The following is a 17392-nucleotide window of genomic DNA, read 5'->3' as shown; positions in this document are numbered from 1 at the left end:
GAGAACCGCGGGGTCCGCGTCAGTCGTCTTCGACGATGACTTCGACCGGGCCGTCATCGTCGGCGGTGGCCTCCTCCTCGTCGCTCGCATCGGCCGACTGCTTGCCCTGCCAGTAGAGGCCGGCCGCGACCGCGAGGACGACCCACGATCGCCAGCTCGCAAGGTTCAGGGTGTAGCCGATGCCGAACGGCTTCTCCACGATCATTCCCTTGCCGGGCTGCCAGTAGGACGAGAGAAGTCGGCCGAGGCTCGGTCGCTCGAAGTTGTACGGGATACCCAGGAGTTCCCCGGAGGACGGTTTGTCTGCCATACGCAGGAATAGGCGGACCGACGGCTAAACCGTTTTGGCTCGTGTCGGGATCGATTCGCGATGGTGTCTCGACTCGCGGTGGATCACCGATACCGGCCGCACTCCCATGTCGGCCGCACTCCGATACCGACCGCGACTCACCGATACCGGCCGCGGCCCTCGATCGTGCGGAGCCGATCGAGGACGTCGGCGTCGCCGACCGCGGCGTATCCGGATTCGGCGGCCGCAACGAACGGATCGGGATCAGTCATCGTTCCCTGGATCGACTGCGCGAGGATATGGATGTCCATCGCGTGGTCCTCCACGTGGCCCGTGTGGTAGCCGAGCCCGAAGTCGATGAGCAGCGGCGAGTCGCCCCCGACACGAACGTTCCGCGTCGTCGGATCGCCGTGGACGATCCCGGCACGATGCAGGCGCGCGAGGTGAGCACCGACCTCGCGAACGCGGTCCGGGGTGATCTCGTCGGCCAGGTCGGTGGTCCCGACGTGCTGGAGGATCAGGGTCGCGTTCGGGACGTCGACGTCGTGAACGAGCGGCGTCGGCACGCCGGCACGCCGCGCCTCGTGGAGGAGGCGCGCCTCGAGAGTGGTTCGCGTCCGCCGAAGGGTCGCATCGAGGGCCGGATGCCGGTAGTCCTTCGGGACTCGCCGCTTTCGGACCCGGTCGTCGGCGACGGTCTCGACCGTCGCTTCCGCCCCACGGCGGTCGATCGGCGTCAGTCCGGCGGTCGCTCCCGTGTTCGATTCCGCGTTCGTCGGTGTGTCGGTCGGCCCGGGGGACGGAGCGGGGGTTCCACGCCACGTCACCGGAACCTGATCGGGCCGGTAATTCGGGTCGATCGCCGACTCGGCGATCGGGACGGTGTCGCCCGCCGCCAGCATCCGCGCGCCGAGAACGGCGATCATCCCGGCGTTGTCCCGCAGGAACCGCGGCTCCGGGGCGTAGAAGTCGACGCCGCGTTGTGCACACATCGTCACCAACATCTCCCGGAGCCGGTCGTTCTGTCCGACGCCGCCGCCGAGCACGAGCTGGTCGTTGCCGGTCAGCGACAGCGCGCGTTCGGACACCTCGGTGAGCATCGCGAACACGTGCTCCTGCAGGGAGAAGCAGACGTCCTCGACGGGAACGCCCTCGTCGTAGCGGTCCTTGGCGGCCGACATGATCCCCGAAAACGAGAAGTCCATCCCCTTGACGACGTACGGGAGGTCGACGTACTCGCCGTCGGCGGCAGCCCGCTCGACCTTCGGACCGCCGGGGTGTGACCACCCGACGTGTCGCGTGAACTTGTCGATCGCGTTGCCGACGCCCGTGTCCATCGTCTCGCCGAGCACGCGATAGCGACCGTCGTGGTACCCGAGGAGATGTGCGTTGGCGCCGGAGGCGTTCAGACAGATCGGGTCCTCGAACCCCGACCGGTGACGGCCGATCTCGAGGTGAGCGACCATATGGTTGACGCCCACGAGCGGAACGGAAAGCGACCCCGCGACGGCCCGAGCGGCGGTGCCGACGGTGCGTAAACACGGTCCCAGCCCGGGACCGCGTGAGAACGCGACCGCGTCGATCCCGCCCGGATCGGCATCGTCCTCGGCGTGGGCGAGGGCGGTGTCAATGACCTCGGGGAGCGCCTCGGACATGTGCTCGGCGGCCTCACGCGGGTGAATACCGCCGCTGTCCGGTTCGTACGCGTTCGACTCGATGAACACCTCGTCGGTCTCGGTGTCGTGGATCGCGGCGCTTGCACACCACGCAGTTCCTTCGATCCCGAGAACGCGCATTCAGAATGGTCGGCGTCGCGATCAGGCTTCCTCGGCGTCCGCCTCGGCCTCGTCGTCGGCGTCGACGCCGATCTTGTTGCGTTCGAGCATATACTCCTGTTCGACCTCACGGGCATCATCCGGGGTGTCGTAGGCCTTCGCGTAGCCGATCGTCTTGCGCATTCCGAACTTCGTGTCGAGTTCGTGGATGACGACCTCGTCGGAGCCCTTATCCAGGGTCGCGGCGAGGGAGTCACGAACCGAGAGGCGGGACGGCGTGGCCTCCTCGTGGGTGATCTCGAAGCGGATGTCGGTGCGGTGCAACATAGGGTTCTCTTCCTCGGAGACGATGTCGATGTCCATGGTCAGTTACCACTACCTCCCCGCGAAAGAACTAAAAGGATTTCGAAGCCGACGTTTCCGCCGCTGTGCGCCGTCTGCCGTGTGTGGCGCCGGCAGACGGGCATCGAAAGGCGGTCGGTTTTTGCCGGCCGGGTGCCAACCCAGCCCGTGGACGTACACGTTCGCTACGAGGGGGATGACGACCCTGAAAAATGCACGGCGCGGAAGCTTGCCCGCTTCGATCTGGTGTCCCTTCACCGGTCGGACCGGGCGACGCCGCCCGGCGTCGTGTTGAACCCGCACGCGGAGCGGGCGCTGTCCCCGGCCGACGCCGCGATCGCCCGGGAAAACGGGCTCGTCGCGTTGGACTGCTCGTGGGAATCGGCCGGGGAAAAGCGGTTCTCGCTGGACGGAGACCACCGTGCACTCCCGTATCTCGTCGCCGCCAACCCCGTGAACTTCGGTCGTCCGATGCAACTTACGACCGTCGAAGCCCTCGCCGCGGCGCTCGTGATCTTCGGTGAGAAACCCCACGCCGAACGCCTCCTCGCGAAGTTCACGTGGGGAGAAACGTTCCTCGAGTTGAACGAGGAACCGCTCGACAGGTATGCGGCGTGTGCCGACTCCGCCGAAGTCGTCGAGATCCAGGGCGAGTACCTGGATCGCTGACCGGACGATCATCCTCGTCCCCGTCTCCGCCTCCATTCCCTGCTCTACGACGTCGGTATCAGTGCCAGATTATTATTATAATGGCACACATTTATTAAATATGGCCAACTCACCGGGGTGTATTGGCAGTTGGATTAATAACTCTCGGGACGGTACGGTCGGATAATGACCGACGATGCGCCCCGTTGTGACGGGGATTGTGATGCCGGCCACGATCACGGTCCGCCGGGTGAGTCGGACCCGGCGGCAGACTCGGGCCCGGCGGCAGACCCGGACCCAACTGCGGGATCTGGAAGGATGTCCGACGAGGAGGTCCATCAGGTCCGACTCTCGGTTCCGGATATGGACTGTGCATCGTGCGCGAACAAGGTCCAGCAGGCGTTGACGATCGACGGCGTCGTCGACGCTGATACCCGTCCCACGATGGGGGTCGTCTCCGTGGGCTACGATCCGTCGATCGCGACCGAGGACGACGTCGTAGCCGCGATCGAGTCCGCGGGATACGACGTGGAGACCGATGCCGAGGCGAAAAAGGAAACCGGAACGGGCGGGGAGCCGCCGCTGTACCGCACCCCACGGGCGATTCGGACCGGTATCGGTGGCATCCTATTGGCGATCGGCCTGATCGTTGAGTGGGGGCTTCCGGGGCTGGATCCCACCTTCGCAAGCGTCGGCCCGTGGACGATCACGGGATCGTGGATCGCGTACGTCCTCGCGGTCGCGGCCGCTGGTCCGCCGATCCTCCGGGCGGGGTACTACTCGGCACGGGCCCTGAGTCTCGACATCGACCTGTTGATGTCGGCCGGAATGCTCGGCGCACTGGCGATCGACGCCCCCTTCGAAGCGGCGACGCTGGCGGTGTTGTTCTCGACGGCGGAGCTGCTCGAACGCTTCTCGGTCGACCGGGCGCGAAACTCCATCGAGGAGCTGATGGAGCTCTCGCCGGACACGGCGACGGTGCTCCGCGACGATGACGACACCGGAACGCAACGGGAACGGACCGTCCCCGCAGAATCGGTCACCGTCGGCGAACGGGTGATTGTTCGACCGGGCGAGAAGGTGCCGCTTGACGGAGTCGTCCGTGAGGGAACCTCCGCGATCGACGAGTCGCCGATCACCGGCGAATCGGTCCCGGCCGGTAAGGAGCCCGGCGACGAGGTGTACGCCGGCTCGATCAACGAGGAGGGCTACCTCGAGATCGAGGTTACCGCGACGGCTGAGGACTCGACGATCGCGACGGTGGTCGATCTCGTCGAGGCGGCAAGCGCCGAGGAGACGGCGGCCGAACGATTCGTCGACCGGTTCGCCGGCGTCTACACCCCGATCGTCGTCGGGCTCGCGGTCGCGACGGTCGTCATCGGATCGCTCGTTGGTGGCGGGACGCTCGAGGTGTGGTTCGTGCGCGGACTGGCGCTGCTCGTCATCGCCTGTCCGTGTGCGTTCGTCATCTCGACGCCGGTCAGCGTCGTCTCGGGGGTGACCGCCGCCGCGCGAAACGGCGTCCTGATCAAGGGCGGCGAGCACCTCGAGGCGGCCGGCGACGTCGACGCCGTCGCGCTGGACAAGACGGGAACGCTCACCACGGGCGACCTCGGCGTCACCGACGTGATCCCGATCGAACACGAGTCGGCTGCCGACGTGCTCGCGTGTGCGGCGCGCCTCGAACGGCGGAGCGAGCACCCGATCGGACGAGCGATCGTGGATCGAGCCGCGGCGGAGGGTCGAGCCGCGACCGAGGACGGCGACGACGCGGTCGACGCCGTCTCCGACTTCGAATCCATCACCGGCGAGGGGGTTCGCGCGGAGATCGACGGGGAGACACACTACGTCGGAAAACCGGAGCTTTTCGCCGGTCTCGGGTTCGACCTCGAACACGCCCACGTCGGCGGACGGGACCGAAGCCGATCCGACGGCGGCGAGATCCGTACTGGCGAAACGGCCACCGGTGAGATCTCGACCGGCGATACCCTCTCGGAGGCGGTCTCCGACGGAGCGATCGACGAGGATCTCACGGCGTGTGACCACGGGGTCGCCGTCGATCTCGTCAACGAGACGATCCCGCGGCTGCAGGGTGAGGGGAAGACGGTCGTCATCGTCGGAACGGAGACGCGGCTCGAGGGGGTCATCGCGGTTGCGGACACGGTGCGTCCCGAGGCCGCGTGGACGGTCGATCGGCTTCACGACCTCGGGATCGACCGCGTCGTGATGCTCACTGGCGACAACGAACGCACTGCGCGGGCGATCGGTGAGCGTGTCGGCATCGGCGAGGTGCGCGCGGACCTCCTCCCGGACCGGAAGGCCGAGGCGGTGCGAGAGCTCCGCGCGGAAACCGACGGGGGCGTGGTGATGCTGGGGGACGGCATCAACGACGCACCCGCTCTGGCCGCCGCCACGGTCGGCGTCGCGATGGGGGCCGCCGGCACCGACGCGGCGCTCGAGACGGCTGACGCCGCGCTGATGGGAGACGATCTCACGCGGCTCCCCTACCTGATCGACCTCTCGGCGCGTGCGGCGTCGGTCATCCGCACGAACATCGCGGCCTCGCTGGGCGTGAAGACGCTGTTGGCGCTGGGCGCGCCGTTCGGGTACGTGACGATCGCGATGGCCGTCCTCGTCGGGGATATGGGAATGAGCCTCGGCGTGACGGGGAACGCCCTGCGGCTCGGGCGCGTCGAACCGGCTGAACCCGACGGAACGAACGAATTGGACGGAGCAGGCGGATCGAGCGAACCGAACGAATTGGACGGAGCAGGCGGATCGAGCGAACCGAACGAACGGTGACGAGGCCGGCCGCGAACCCATAAGTGACCTTCACACTAATATGGGTGCGGGTTCTACTAACAGGTATGGACGCGAGCCGTCTCGAAACCGCCCTGGCCGAGGAGTTCGGTGGCAGCGCCGCCGAGCGGCGCGTCGTCGCCCGACAGGCCCGCGATCTCTCGGATTCCGGGAAGCCCAAGCGGGATCGTGGCCACGCGCTCACGGTGCCCGACGTCCTGCGACACCTCTCGGACGCGCCGGAGGGTTGGAGCCTCGTCGAGCGGTGGAACTGGTGGCTGGGCGCGCTTGAGACCGCATACGGCGGCTACAACGGGTTTACCGTTCGCGTCGTCGCCGACGACGACGAGCTCGACGTCGACCAGTGAGGACGGGGCGTACGGCGGTGTCAGCGAGGAACGGCGAGGCGGTTGACGGTCAGGCGAGGAATGGCGAGGCGATCGTCTCGTCTCCACACTTTCAGTTTCACTTCGGGGTGTTGGCTCGGATATACCCCGTGTCGCGTCGGATCGCCGTGTATGAGTTCGCGAACGCGATCGACATTCGTCGGAACGACCCGCGTCGACGTCACCGACTGCGCGGCCACGCGCATCCCCGACCGGATCACGGCCAACGCGGTGGCTGACGCCGAGGTGTATCTCGAACGTCGCGGCGGTCGAACCTACCTCGTCACCGAGACGCCGCGGATCGACGCCCACTAGCGTCCCGGTCGCGTATCCCACCGACGATGGACGTCCAGTTCCTCGGCGGTGCCCGTGAGGTCGGCCGGAGCGCGGTCCTGATCGATGACCGCCTCCTGATCGACTACGGGATGCAGGCCGGAACGCCCCCGCAGTTCCCGGTGGGGGACGTCGATCCGGACGCGGTCGTGGCGAGCCACGGACACCTCGATCACGTCGGAGCGATACCCGCGCTGGTGAGCGGCGACGCGCGACCGCCGATCCACTGGACGCCGCCGACGCGGGAGCTGGCGCTCACGCTCGCACGAGATACCCTCAAACTTCACGGCGGCACGTTTCGGTGTCCGTTCACGGAGATCGACGTCGAGCGGGTCACGCAGGCCTCACGAACCCACGGGTACCGGGAGCCGTTCGAGGCCGCGGGGTACGAGATCACGTTGTATAACGCGGGTCACATCCCCGGCAGCGCGCACGTCCTCGTCGATGACGGCGAGACGCGGCTCCTGTATACCGGGGACTTCCACACCGACGACCAGCGACTCGTCGCGGGGACGACCGCGCGCCCCGACGCCGACGTCGTGATCTGTGAGAGCACCTACAGCGACGTGACGCACGCAAACCGTGCCGACGTCGAGGAGCGGTTCGTCCGGAGCGTCGAGACGACGCTCTGGGAGGGAGGAACGGTCGTCGTCCCGGCGTTCGCGATCGGCCGGACGCAGGAGCTGCTGCTCGTCTGTGCGGCACACGACCTCCCCTGTTACGTCGACGGGATGGGAAAGGGGGTGACCGAGATGCTGCGACACCACCCCGCGTTCGTCCGCGACGCCGAGGCGCTTCGGCGGGCGACGTCGCACGCCCGGTTCGTCACCGGTCGTGATGGGCAGCGCACGCGCATCACCGACCAGCGGGCCGCGATCGTGACCACCAGCGGAATGCTGTCCGGCGGCCCCGCGATGACGTACATCCCCGAGATCCGGTCGAACCCGGTGAACAAGATCACGATGACCGGCTACCAAGTCGAGGGGACGCCGGGCCGGGAGCTCCTCGAAACCGGCAGCGCCGAGATCGACGGCCGGATGATGCCCGTCAGTGCGCAGCTCGAACGGTACGACTTCTCCGCGCACGCCGACCGGGAGGGACTCCGGTCGTTTCTCGAGCCGTACGTCGAGTCGGGATCGCGGATTCTCGTCGTCCACGGGGACCGGTGTCGAGCGTTCGCGGATGCGCTCTCGACGGCGAGCGGGGACGCGAGTGCGCCCGCCGTCGGTGAGACGATTCAGTTCGGCTCGTGAGTCGGCCGGCGGCGCATCGGTCGGCGGCGTCGACGCGGCGTCACCGACGAGCACAGAGTTTGCCAACGTGCGAGAGTATTTTGGGTGCGGCCGTTCAGGTATCGGTATGAGTGACGAGCCAGGTTCGGACCGCCGCTCCCCGGTCGGGGAGCCGGTCGTCCGGGCCGACCCCGAGATAACCGGCGACCGGGCCGCGGAGGCGATCGACTTCGATCCCGACGATCCCGACAGCGTCGCGGAGGCAGCGACGGTCGTCCACCGGTTCGCGACCGGCGACGTCGGCGGCGACGACCACGTGCTGATGTTGCGTGGAGCAGCCGCCTGCGCGGCGCTCGTCCGTGGAACCGGGTCGTATAAACACGCAGCCGAGCGGGCCGGCGACGGGGTCTCGGTCTCGTTCATTCGGAAGTGGGCCCGCGTCCACGACCTGCCGCAGGCGATCCGCCGTCACGTGGCTCGCGGACACATCCCACCGACCGCAGCGAAACACATCGCGCGCGTCGGCGGCCGGGACCGGTATCTGCTCGCATGGGGGGCCATCGACGGCGGCCTCACCGTTCGCGACGTGCGGGCGATCGCTTCGGCCGTCAACGACGGCACGCCGATCGAGGCGGCACTTCGTGAACACGACATCGTCCCCGGTCGGATCACGCTCGACCTCCCGATCGACGCCTACGTCGCGCTTCGGCGCGAGGCATCGATGCGGAACGAGGGTCCCGGGTCGATCGTCGGCACGGCGCTCGAGGCCACCGATCGGGACGACACCCGGGACGCCTGATCGAGGCAACGACGAACCACGAACGCGTCACGGATCGGGCGTTCGATGGTGCCCCGTTCCGAACTCGGACCGGCCGACTCGGGGCGGTTTCCAAAGGTCTTTGCCCGTTGCGATCCTTACGACAGTCGATGGATGACGCCGTGCGGGCTCGTGAGGCCGCACGCGAGGCGCTTGCGGACGTAGAGCCGACGCGCCTCCGTGCGGTCCTCGACGAGAGACTGGTCGATGCCGCCGTGACGCCGGGGGTTCTCGCGATCGTGACCGCGCGGGCGCTATCGCCCGACGTCGCAGCCGACCACGTCGAGGAGCGCGCCGCCGGCGTCCAGCTGATCTACGAGGGGCTTCGACTCACCAGACAGCTCTCCCACGAGGAGCCCTGGGTCACTGCCGCGGACGGTGCGGACATCGACGCCGACCTCGACGTGCTCGCCGCCGACGTGCTCGTCTCGCGTGGGTTCTCGCTGCTCTCGCGGACCGAGGCCGCGACCGCGGCCGTCGAGGTCGTCCGCGCGTTCGGCCGAGACCAGACGCTCCGGGAGCTCCCCGACGCCGACACGCTTGCCCTGGACCGGAACCTCGAGGAGGACGTCTTCGAGCTCGCCGTCGTCGCCGGCACGACCGCCGTCGGCGGCGACCCGCCGACCGACCTGCTCGCGTACGCCCGTGAGCTTGCCGCCGACTACGACGGCGGCTTCCCGCCCGCCGGCCAGGCCCTCTCCGACGGGACCGCCGACCGGATCGCGACCCTCTCCGAGGAACGCGTCTGACGGCAACGACGTCGTGATCGATGAGGCGATCGAAACGCCACCTGATCGACGAGGCGATCCGACCGCCGTGTGAGGGTGTCGCGGTGCCCGAACGGATCGAAACCCCTAAAGACGAATCCGCTCAACCGACGTATGCGCATCGAGCGCCTGGGTAGCTTAGCGGTAAAGCGCGTCCTTGGTAAGGACGAGACCCCGGGTTCAAATCCCGGCCTAGGCTTAAGCCGTTTCCTTCAATCTCCCCTGTTAAAGGGGGCGTTACGTCCAATAATAGTATTCTCAACCCCCATAAAATGGGGTGTCGCGCGAGCCGCAACTCGGCTCCGCGCGTCAGCGATCGCGAAGGACGGTGGTCGCAGTGAGCGACGCGGGCGAGTTCTTCGACCAGCTCGAGGAAGCTGACGCAGTCACGACCGACGGGGCGGATTCCGTCCAGTCGGCAATCGAGCAATCGGAAGTCGATCGTGCTCAACCACGCCGAGAAACCAACTCCAGCTCCTCGTCTCGACGACCGCGTCGCTCCCTCGCTCCGGAATACGTTGCTCGCTGTCGGTTCTGCCGGTGTAAATTCACGGCGGCGTCGCTCGCGCGGTATCACGAAGGGCGCTGTGACGCCGAGCCGGTCTCACAGTGCCGCTACTGCGAGGCAGAGCACACTCCGGATGATGACCCGGAACGGCACCTCGACGCCTGTGAGGCATACCAGAGCACCCTGCAACAGGAACACGACCAGGGCGAGACGGACGACACAGTGGAGGAAGCGGAGGACGAGTCGTTTGGCACGGCTGTTCATCGACCCACAGCCTCACGAATTCCACGCGTATCTCAAATGGGACTGTTCCTCCCTCAAAAACCCGTTACGGTCGTACTTCGGGCTTCGGTCGCTCCAGGGAGAACATAATTTCGAGGATCACGGGCGATTGCGAACGTCGATGGAGCTCGGCGACGACACGTGGGCCGTCGAATTCGGATTCAAGGGATCCGGGATTGCGCCCCGTGACAGGCCGGATTTCCAGCTGGACGAGGTGAGGGAGTATCTCATCTACGTGTATCCGGATGCGTACTCGTCGTGGGCGGATGCGAAAGACGAGGCGCGTCAGCGGGCGTACTTCCGTATCTCTCCTCGGTGGCCAGACATCGACACCAAAGACGGGTTGAACCCGATGTCGAACCCGTACGACATCGAAGGGTACGACGTCGAGGTGGAAGGGTCCTACTGGGAGTTCAAGCAGTATCCGGAGGTCCTCCAACGGGCACTCGACACACTCGCTGACCGCCAGGGCTTTCGATTCAATAGCCCCACGTACATCCATCCGGAGGATTTCAACCCTCGAACCATCCATTCCTCATCAAACATCGTCGATGGGGAGTACTACGTGCGTGTCAAAATCGGAGAGACAGACGTGGCAATCGCCTACGATGGCACGCTTCATCGGATCTCGCTACTGCTGTCCGGTGACCGGCAAGGGTATGCGAAGACGGTCCGCGACGACCGGGAGTGTCCGGGATACTACCATACGGCCACGATCGACGCTCGACGTGCGGGTGAACTCATCGGGTCCCACGAACTCCCGAAGGAATTCAAGCACTACTATATGCGGAACCCCGACGCGGTCAAAGGAACCAAGCTTGAACACCCGAAGATCGGGGTCTCGTTCCAGAATTCGATCCACGACGAGACGCTGTACTGGGACGACCTGGACAAGCTGGAGACCGAGTTGGATGAAGCACTGCTGAACGTCCTGGAGTGGTCGGACATCCCGACGCGGCCGGATGACCACTACTTCGTCGAGGACGACTACTTCACCGTCACGGGGTCTCGACGCTGGCGGAAACTGCTCCCGGAGCGTCTCCCCCGCATTGAGTCCAAGCAGGACGACCAAATCTTTGCGACCGCGAGCCAGATGAACGCGACCGATGCGGAGCTCGTCGATACACTGTTGACCGACGGTGGAACCACGTCGCCCGCGGATTTGGCGGACTCCATCGGCGTGCATCTCGATACGGTCTACCGGGCTCTCAAGCGTCTCAGGCCACTCGTCGACCACACCTATGGGGAAGTCCAACTCGGATCGAAGTACATTGCGCAGGAACTGACGGGCTATATCGACCAGGTCTCCGAGAGCATCCAACGCGGGTGGGAGAACGCCCTCGATGGACTCACGCGAGCGGAGTCGTTCGGAGACGAGAAAGACCCGTGGAGCCGGTGGCTCGACCGATATGGCGGGACGATAACCGCGACGGAGGGAGCTGATCCGGACGAGCTCGAGGTCGGGTTCCAACCGGAAAGCATCGAAGACGCACGCGAACTCCTCCGCCAGGGTGCAAGACGATGGGCGGAGGTGACCGGAAATCCGCTGCGTCAATTCGGATTCGAGTTTGCGCCGGTAGTCACGTGCGTCGACGGCACCTGTTACGCGCCAAAGCGCTTCGCTGACGCGCTCGGAACCCCCAGCTAGCACGTCGACTCCTGAGAGGCATCACTATCCATCCGGCCGTTTATCGGCGCTTTTTGCTTCTTCTTTGGTCCGATTCGGAGTTCATCGGTGACCGATCGACTGTGAACACAGCTGCAACGGAGAAGGTTAGTTGCAATTTCGGCGGGGGGCACCGAATTCCCCCTTAGAGGTGTGGCTAAGGAGCCACGGAAAGAAACCACTGCCTCGCTTCGCTCGGCAGATTCCAGCAGAAACAGGGGTTGTCGGCGCGCCTGACTCGGCGCGCCTTGTCGCCAGGCTACACTTTTGCGGACGTATTTGATTAGCCGCAAATGTTGATTTCCAACAGGGGGATATACGAGACTTATTTGTTCACCTACGGTGGCGACGGGTTGAATCGTTCAGCACAGGGAATACACATCTCGTGGCCAGTCTTGATCTTCCTGTAACTTGTTACAAGAAGTGTATCAAATACAGAAGATGGAACATGTATTGGATCTGTTGAAATCCTCTACCAGTGAATCCACTACTCATCTCCGGTCAATACAGGGGATCAATTTAACAAACAGTTTTATTAATACCCATTAATCTTATGAAACTATGTCCGATCGAGATCCAATTTCGAATGATATCGAGAAGAATATGGCTAAAATGGGCTTCACCCGTCGAGACGTAGTGAAAACGGCTGCCATAGGTGGGACCATTGGGACTGTAGGTGTAGCACCCGTTGCTGCCGATAACCATATTGTACGGGCTGACGATCTCATAGCACATTGGCCCTTTGAAGATGGATTTAACGATGTCGCTGGTGGGCATAATGCTGAATCAGCTGATGGCGACCCGCAACTAAGTTCGTTCAACGGCCGGGATAGTGTTTATTTCGATGGTGATGATGCGTTAAGAATAAGCCGTGGAGGGAATGAGGAATTAAATCTTATGGCTTCCAATCGTGGGCCAGTTAGCTTTTCATTTTGGTTCTATCCTGAGGAGTCCGATAACGGGACGATATATATTCATGAGACAGGGATGAACATCCGGACGATTGAAACTGAATCGGATAATGAAGTGGGCATTGAATTCAATGTGCGCGATAACCCGTCTTGGGCCGATGGCCAAGAGGCCTACTCTATGTCGGAAACACCTAAGATATCTCTAAATCAGTGGCACTATATCGGTGTCATTGCTGATTCTACCAATTTTGTCAGGATGTACATCGATGGTAATTCGGTATATTCTGACAATAATATGCAAGGTAAAAATGATCATTACTCATCATTCTGGGTAGATATAACTATCGGTAATTGGTACGGCGGAAATCCAGAAGAGTGGGGTACTGGAACTGGTGCCCTAAATGGGAAAGTATCCGATTTCCGAATCTATGAAGGCGAATTATCAAGTAGTGAGATTAGCCAGATCTACCAGAACACATCACAGGATCAGGAAGATTCCGATCAAATACAAGATGCCAGCGGGGAGATCGTCGCTACCATCGAGTACACACCATCGACTCCAGAAGTTGGAGAAAGAGTTGCATTCGATGCGAGTAGTTCGGAAACACCGAATGGCGAGATTGTGAACTATTCATGGGATTTCGGGGACGGAAACACTGCCTCTGGAGAAACAGCCACTCATACGTTTGAGGAATCCGGCGGATACACTGTCGAATTATCTGTTGTTGATGACGAGGGACAAATAGCTACTACTACCGAATCACTCAATATTGCCGACAATCAGAGTTCAATTTCAACCCCCGGATTTGGGATCACCAGCACAATTGCAAGTCTCGGTGGGGCGGGATACATAATAAAACGGTGGTTCTCAGGGGAAAAGAAAAATAATATGTGAAAATTCAATTCTATTGTTGGATATGCACGCTCATTCTGCCGGTTGATTCACCGAATCACGGATGGAACAAGTCCCTGTGGATGGACTTGTGGCACTTGAAAGAAGCATACAGCGGACCTACGGCTGTTTTCGGTGTATGCCATCTTCCGGCAGAACAAAGGAAGCGGTTATGAGGTCGGGCTCTTCGGGAGTGACGTGCTGCTCCTCGTCGAGACGCTCTAATTCGGCCTTTTGGTCACGCCGGAGTATCTCTAGTTGGCGTTTCGCGTTTCCGATCGGTGCCGACATATCCCCTCCCTGCTCATCACGCGCCTCGTACGCCTCGAGTCGCTCTTCCCACCGGCTTATCTCCTCCTCGAAGTGTCGTTCCGCGTGTTGGCGTTTGATTTCGGTCTCGCGTTCACGCTCGGTTCGCGCCTCCTGTGCGAAGGATTCGACCTGATTCCACGCTTCCATCTCCGCCTGCTGGTGAAGGTCCTCAGCCATCGACGCGAGCCGATCGAGGTCTTCACTCCCCGTTGCTTCCGCGGGCGGCAGCGTATCGGTGATTTCCGGTGCGGACGTGGTGACCGTTCCGTCCGTTGTAACGTATAGGGTAACGAGCTTCTCAGTCACCACATCTCCGGAGCCGGAGACGTAGCCTAGCCGGTAGGTGAAACGGATCCCGGGAGCGTTTTCATCGGTCGTCGTTTTGGCAGCGATTCGCCCATCCACGCGGTCGGAGTCGAGACAGAAATCGATGAGTGATTGGACGAGGGGATGGTCAAGCGCGATGAAGTCGACATCGTCCTGGTCCATCGCGACCTCCTTCGTGAACGTCGCCGTCGGGTATCGTTGCTTGACCTGCTCGCCGGAGAGCACGTTGGGAACGTCCAGCTGGTAGACATCGCCGCCGGAGCGTGCCGGCCCGGGACGGACGCCTTTGATGTCCCCATCGAAGGCATCGAAGAACTCGCGAACGAGCACCTCGATGTCGTCCTCGCTTACCTCGCCGTGTTGACTGCGCTCGATAACGTCGAGAATCTCCTTGTCTTCCTCGGACAGGTCGAAGCGGTCACGGATGAGGAACTGCTCTTCGACCGTCTCAAGCGCCTGCTTGCGCTCTTCGATCGTCGACTCGATGTTCGCGACGACTTCGTCCGTGGGCGTGTCGTTCGCGATGGCGGCCATAATCGTCTCGTCGAGGTCGACGTCCTCGAGGATGCGGCCCATCACGTCGGAGCGCATCCCGAGGTCCGACTCGATCTGGTCGGTCTTTTCGAGCAGCAGCGTGAGGATCTCGCTTTCGCGGGTGTCCTTGAAGAAGAGATTGCGAATCTCGACGGTGTGTTCCTGCCCGTATCGGTGGAGTCGACCCATTCGTTGGTCGATGCGGATCGGGTTCCAGGGGAGGTCGTAGTTCACCATAATGTGGGCGAACTGGAGGTTGAGTCCCTCCTGTGCCGCATCGGTTGCGAGCATAATGTTGGCCTCCTCCTCGAACTTCTCCATCTCGCGGCGGCGACGGTCCTGGTTGAGGTCGCCGTACACCTGCGCGATGTCGTGCTCGGGGAAGATCTCGTCGCGAAGGTATTCGAGGGTGTCCGTGTACTCGGTAAAGATGAGTATCTTCTCGTCCGGATCCTCGCGCAGGATTCGGCTGACGAACTGCGTGAGGAGCTGCGCCTTCGAGTCGGTTTCAATGGCCTTGGCTTGCTGCCAGAGCTGCTTGACGCGGTTGAGCTCCGCCCGGACCTGGGTCGGGTTCTGCGTAATCGTGACCGTTTCGAGGGCTTCCTCGATGCGGTTCCGTTCGGCGTCGGTCATCGTTTCGGGCTCGGTACTGTAGCGAGGGATGAGGTCCTGTACGTCGTCGGGGAGGTCGCCACCGATGCTATCGTTCTGAATGGCACGCATCCGATTTTCGAGCGACTTCCGAATCGCGTAGATGCTGGAGACGAGCCGCTTCTGGTAGATGACCATCGTGAAGCCGGCGGCCTGGTTCTCCTCCTGGCGGGCGAGGTTGTAGTACTCGCGAATGTACTCGGTGACGTCGTCGTACAGCTTGCGCTCGGCTGGGGACATCTCGACGCCGAGAGCCTCGATGTTCTTCTCGGGGAACATACGGGTCCCGTCTGTCTCGTACATGTCGTCCTTCAGCCGGCGGATCATCAGGTCGTCGAGGGCCTCGGGTTCAATCTGTGACTCGTGGCCGAAGCGGTATGGGTCGAGCAGGCTGATGAGGAAGTAGAACTGGTCGGACTTGCCCTTGTGTGGGGTCCCGGTTAGCAGCAGCAGCGCGTCTGAGTTGTTTGCGACGGCCTCGCCGACACGGTAGCGCTGGGTTCGTTCCATCGAGTCGTCGCTCGACCGTCTGGCGGTCAGGTGGTGGGCCTCGTCGAATACGGCGACGTCCCACTCGGGTTCGAGATTGTCGAGCGCATCGATAGGTGAGACAGCGTCTGAGCCCGTCTCGCCGGTGGACTGCTTGGCGAAGTCCACGGAGGTGATGATGAAATCCTCCTGTGCCCAAACGTTCTGGTTCGGATGCGACTGGCGTTTCGACCGCACGGTCTCGCGGTCGTAGATGACGAAGTTCTGGTCGAACTTCTCGCGCATTTCTTCCTGCCACTGGACCGTGAGCGGAGCGGGCGCGACGATGAGGACACGGTCGGCGCGACCTCGAGCAATGAGCTCCTCGATGACGATGCCGGCCTCGATGGTCTTTCCGAGCCCGACCTCGTCACCGATAAGATAGCGGTGGTCGTACGAATTGAGGATCTCGTAGGCGGCTTGGACCTGATATGGTTCGATCTCGATGCGGTTGTTCGTCAACGAGAGGAACCGGTCGTAGCGATACGCGAGGTCAAGGCGGGTTGCTCGTTCTCGGAGATCGTGGTGGATCGGGTCGTCGATCTGCTTGGCTGCAAGTCGGTCGACGATGGAGTCAATTTTTTCGACATGCGATAAGCCGCTCGGAAGCTTGCGGAGTTGACCTTCTGTAGTGTATACATGGAGCAGATTGCTCCCATTCAGGCGGTCTTCGATCTTTGTGATCTCACCCCGTCCACCAGCGAATTTAACTTGGTCACCGACTGCGTAATCAGTCATCAAATGGTGTATCTTGAACTAATTGTTTTTCTTTAGCTTCTAAATCGTACAATTCACATGCTCTCTGTTCAATTACTTTTTCGTTTTCGTTGATTTTCTCGTCAAGTTTCTCTGCACGCTCGCGTCTATTGATAAATCTCTCAAGCCCATCACTAACGTCGCTAAGTTGTGGTAGAGTTAATGCTTCAAGTCGCTCAAGGAGAGAAGTTGATTGAGTTGCATTTGTGCGGAAGTGAGCGAATCCATCGTCTTCCCCCGCAGCATAAGGGATAAATGCCTCCAGAAGCGCTTCTTTTTCATCATCTAAACCGACAAATTCCAGTGCTGGGATATAGTAGACGTTAGAAATAGTTGCTCACTTTTGGGATAGAAATTTGGTCAAGAGCGGTATCGATTGCCGTTGTAAGTTCGTCGAGTGAATCGAAGAACCGGTTGCTGAGAGCTGCTTGGAGCTGTCTCCAACACTCTTCGACAGGGTTCAACTCCGGCGAATATGACGGGAGCGTCACAAACGCGAGGTCGTCACGGGCCGCGAGGTCCGTGACGGCCGATGCCTGAAAATACGGTGCGCCATCGAGTACGACGATCAGATCCTCTTCAAATTCGTCACATAGTGCTAAAATGAAATGTTTTGCGTGATCGGCGGTGATGT

At 62.3% G+C, this 17392-nt stretch carries 14 protein-coding genes and 1 tRNA gene; 10 read left to right on the top strand and 5 right to left on the bottom strand.

Going from position 1 to position 17392, the window contains the following annotated elements; translation table 11 throughout:
• Window positions 1-19 precede the first annotated feature (19 nt).
• The 3 genes from BLW38_RS13030 to BLW38_RS13020 form a co-directional block, all read right to left on the bottom strand.
• Window positions 20-310, bottom strand: coding sequence for a DUF5808 domain-containing protein (locus tag BLW38_RS13030; protein ID WP_092817652.1), 291 nt, complete (start codon window positions 308-310; stop codon window positions 20-22).
• A gap of 137 nt (window positions 311-447) precedes the next feature.
• Window positions 448-2085, bottom strand: a complete 1638-nt coding sequence (locus BLW38_RS13025; protein ID WP_092817651.1) for a bifunctional N(6)-L-threonylcarbamoyladenine synthase/serine/threonine protein kinase — start codon at window positions 2083-2085, stop codon at window positions 448-450.
• 21 nt (window positions 2086-2106) lie between these two features.
• Window positions 2107-2427 carry a 30S ribosomal protein S24e gene (locus BLW38_RS13020; RefSeq protein WP_092817650.1) on the bottom strand — a complete coding sequence of 107 codons (321 nt, stop codon included), beginning with the start codon at window positions 2425-2427 and terminating at the stop codon, window positions 2107-2109.
• Between the two features lie 147 nt (window positions 2428-2574).
• On the opposite strand from BLW38_RS13020, the gene BLW38_RS13015 reads away from it, so the two are divergent.
• From BLW38_RS13015 to BLW38_RS12970, 10 genes are all read left to right on the top strand, one after another.
• Window positions 2575-3075, top strand: coding sequence for a DUF367 family protein (locus BLW38_RS13015; RefSeq protein ID WP_092817649.1), 501 nt, complete (start codon window positions 2575-2577; stop codon window positions 3073-3075).
• 297 nt (window positions 3076-3372) lie between these two features.
• Window positions 3373-5856: a heavy metal translocating P-type ATPase gene (locus BLW38_RS13010; protein ID WP_245710220.1), complete on the top strand. Its 2484-nt coding sequence runs from the start codon at window positions 3373-3375 to the stop codon at window positions 5854-5856.
• 65 nt (window positions 5857-5921) lie between these two features.
• Window positions 5922-6221, top strand: coding sequence for a hypothetical protein (locus BLW38_RS13005; RefSeq protein ID WP_092817647.1), 300 nt, complete (start codon window positions 5922-5924; stop codon window positions 6219-6221).
• A gap of 150 nt (window positions 6222-6371) precedes the next feature.
• Window positions 6372-6554: a hypothetical protein gene (locus BLW38_RS13000; protein WP_092817646.1), complete on the top strand. Its 183-nt coding sequence runs from the start codon at window positions 6372-6374 to the stop codon at window positions 6552-6554.
• Window positions 6555-6580: 26 nt separating this feature from the next.
• Window positions 6581-7825 carry an MBL fold metallo-hydrolase gene (locus BLW38_RS12995; protein WP_092817645.1) on the top strand — a complete coding sequence of 415 codons (1245 nt, stop codon included), beginning with the start codon at window positions 6581-6583 and terminating at the stop codon, window positions 7823-7825.
• Between the two features lie 106 nt (window positions 7826-7931).
• Window positions 7932-8603 (top strand): DUF7119 family protein, encoded by a 672-nt coding sequence (locus BLW38_RS12990; protein ID WP_092817644.1) that lies wholly within the window; start codon window positions 7932-7934, stop codon window positions 8601-8603.
• 128 nt (window positions 8604-8731) lie between these two features.
• The gene (locus BLW38_RS12985; protein WP_092817643.1) at window positions 8732-9370 is read left to right on the top strand and encodes a DUF7114 family protein; all 639 of its coding nucleotides are present in this window, start codon (window positions 8732-8734) and stop codon (window positions 9368-9370) included.
• Between the two features lie 145 nt (window positions 9371-9515).
• A tRNA-Thr gene (locus BLW38_RS12980) sits at window positions 9516-9587 on the top strand.
• Between the two features lie 244 nt (window positions 9588-9831).
• Window positions 9832-11826 (top strand): DUF7845 domain-containing protein, encoded by a 1995-nt coding sequence (locus BLW38_RS12975; protein WP_143040895.1) that lies wholly within the window; start codon window positions 9832-9834, stop codon window positions 11824-11826.
• A gap of 579 nt (window positions 11827-12405) precedes the next feature.
• Window positions 12406-13650, top strand: a complete 1245-nt coding sequence (locus BLW38_RS12970) for a PKD domain-containing protein (protein ID WP_092817641.1) — start codon at window positions 12406-12408, stop codon at window positions 13648-13650.
• Between the two features lie 117 nt (window positions 13651-13767).
• Here the strand turns inward: BLW38_RS12970 and BLW38_RS12965 are convergent, their stop codons facing one another.
• Both BLW38_RS12965 and BLW38_RS12960 read right to left on the bottom strand, forming a co-directional pair.
• The gene (locus BLW38_RS12965; protein WP_092817640.1) at window positions 13768-16740 is read right to left on the bottom strand and encodes a DEAD/DEAH box helicase; all 2973 of its coding nucleotides are present in this window, start codon (window positions 16738-16740) and stop codon (window positions 13768-13770) included.
• A gap of 341 nt (window positions 16741-17081) precedes the next feature.
• A partial coding sequence (locus BLW38_RS12960; RefSeq protein ID WP_177167506.1) for a transposase occupies window positions 17082-17392 on the bottom strand: 311 nt, incomplete at its 5' end.

The organism is Halopenitus malekzadehii, assembly GCF_900108505.1.
In the GTDB taxonomy this organism is placed as follows: domain Archaea; phylum Halobacteriota; class Halobacteria; order Halobacteriales; family Haloferacaceae; genus Halopenitus; species Halopenitus malekzadehii.
This window is presented reverse-complemented; position numbering and strand designations above follow the sequence as displayed.

Bases quoted from the DNA above. Each gene is read 5' to 3' on its own strand.
- BLW38_RS12995 (WP_092817645.1), top strand. From the start codon at position 6,581: ATGGACGTCCAGTTCCTCGGCGGTGCCCGTGAGGTCGGCCGGAGCGCG.
- BLW38_RS12965 (WP_092817640.1), bottom strand. From the start codon at position 16,740: ATGACTGATTACGCAGTCGGTGACCAAGTTAAATTCGCTGGTGGACGG.
- BLW38_RS13025 (WP_092817651.1), bottom strand. From the start codon at position 2,085: ATGCGCGTTCTCGGGATCGAAGGAACTGCGTGGTGTGCAAGCGCCGCG.
- BLW38_RS13000 (WP_092817646.1), top strand. From the start codon at position 6,372: ATGAGTTCGCGAACGCGATCGACATTCGTCGGAACGACCCGCGTCGAC.
- BLW38_RS12985 (WP_092817643.1), top strand. From the start codon at position 8,732: ATGGATGACGCCGTGCGGGCTCGTGAGGCCGCACGCGAGGCGCTTGCG.
- BLW38_RS12990 (WP_092817644.1), top strand. From the start codon at position 7,932: ATGAGTGACGAGCCAGGTTCGGACCGCCGCTCCCCGGTCGGGGAGCCG.
- BLW38_RS13005 (WP_092817647.1), top strand. From the start codon at position 5,922: ATGGACGCGAGCCGTCTCGAAACCGCCCTGGCCGAGGAGTTCGGTGGC.
- BLW38_RS13030 (WP_092817652.1), bottom strand. From the start codon at position 310: ATGGCAGACAAACCGTCCTCCGGGGAACTCCTGGGTATCCCGTACAAC.
- BLW38_RS13010 (WP_245710220.1), top strand. From the start codon at position 3,373: ATGTCCGACGAGGAGGTCCATCAGGTCCGACTCTCGGTTCCGGATATG.
- BLW38_RS13020 (WP_092817650.1), bottom strand. From the start codon at position 2,427: ATGGACATCGACATCGTCTCCGAGGAAGAGAACCCTATGTTGCACCGC.
- BLW38_RS12970 (WP_092817641.1), top strand. From the start codon at position 12,406: ATGTCCGATCGAGATCCAATTTCGAATGATATCGAGAAGAATATGGCT.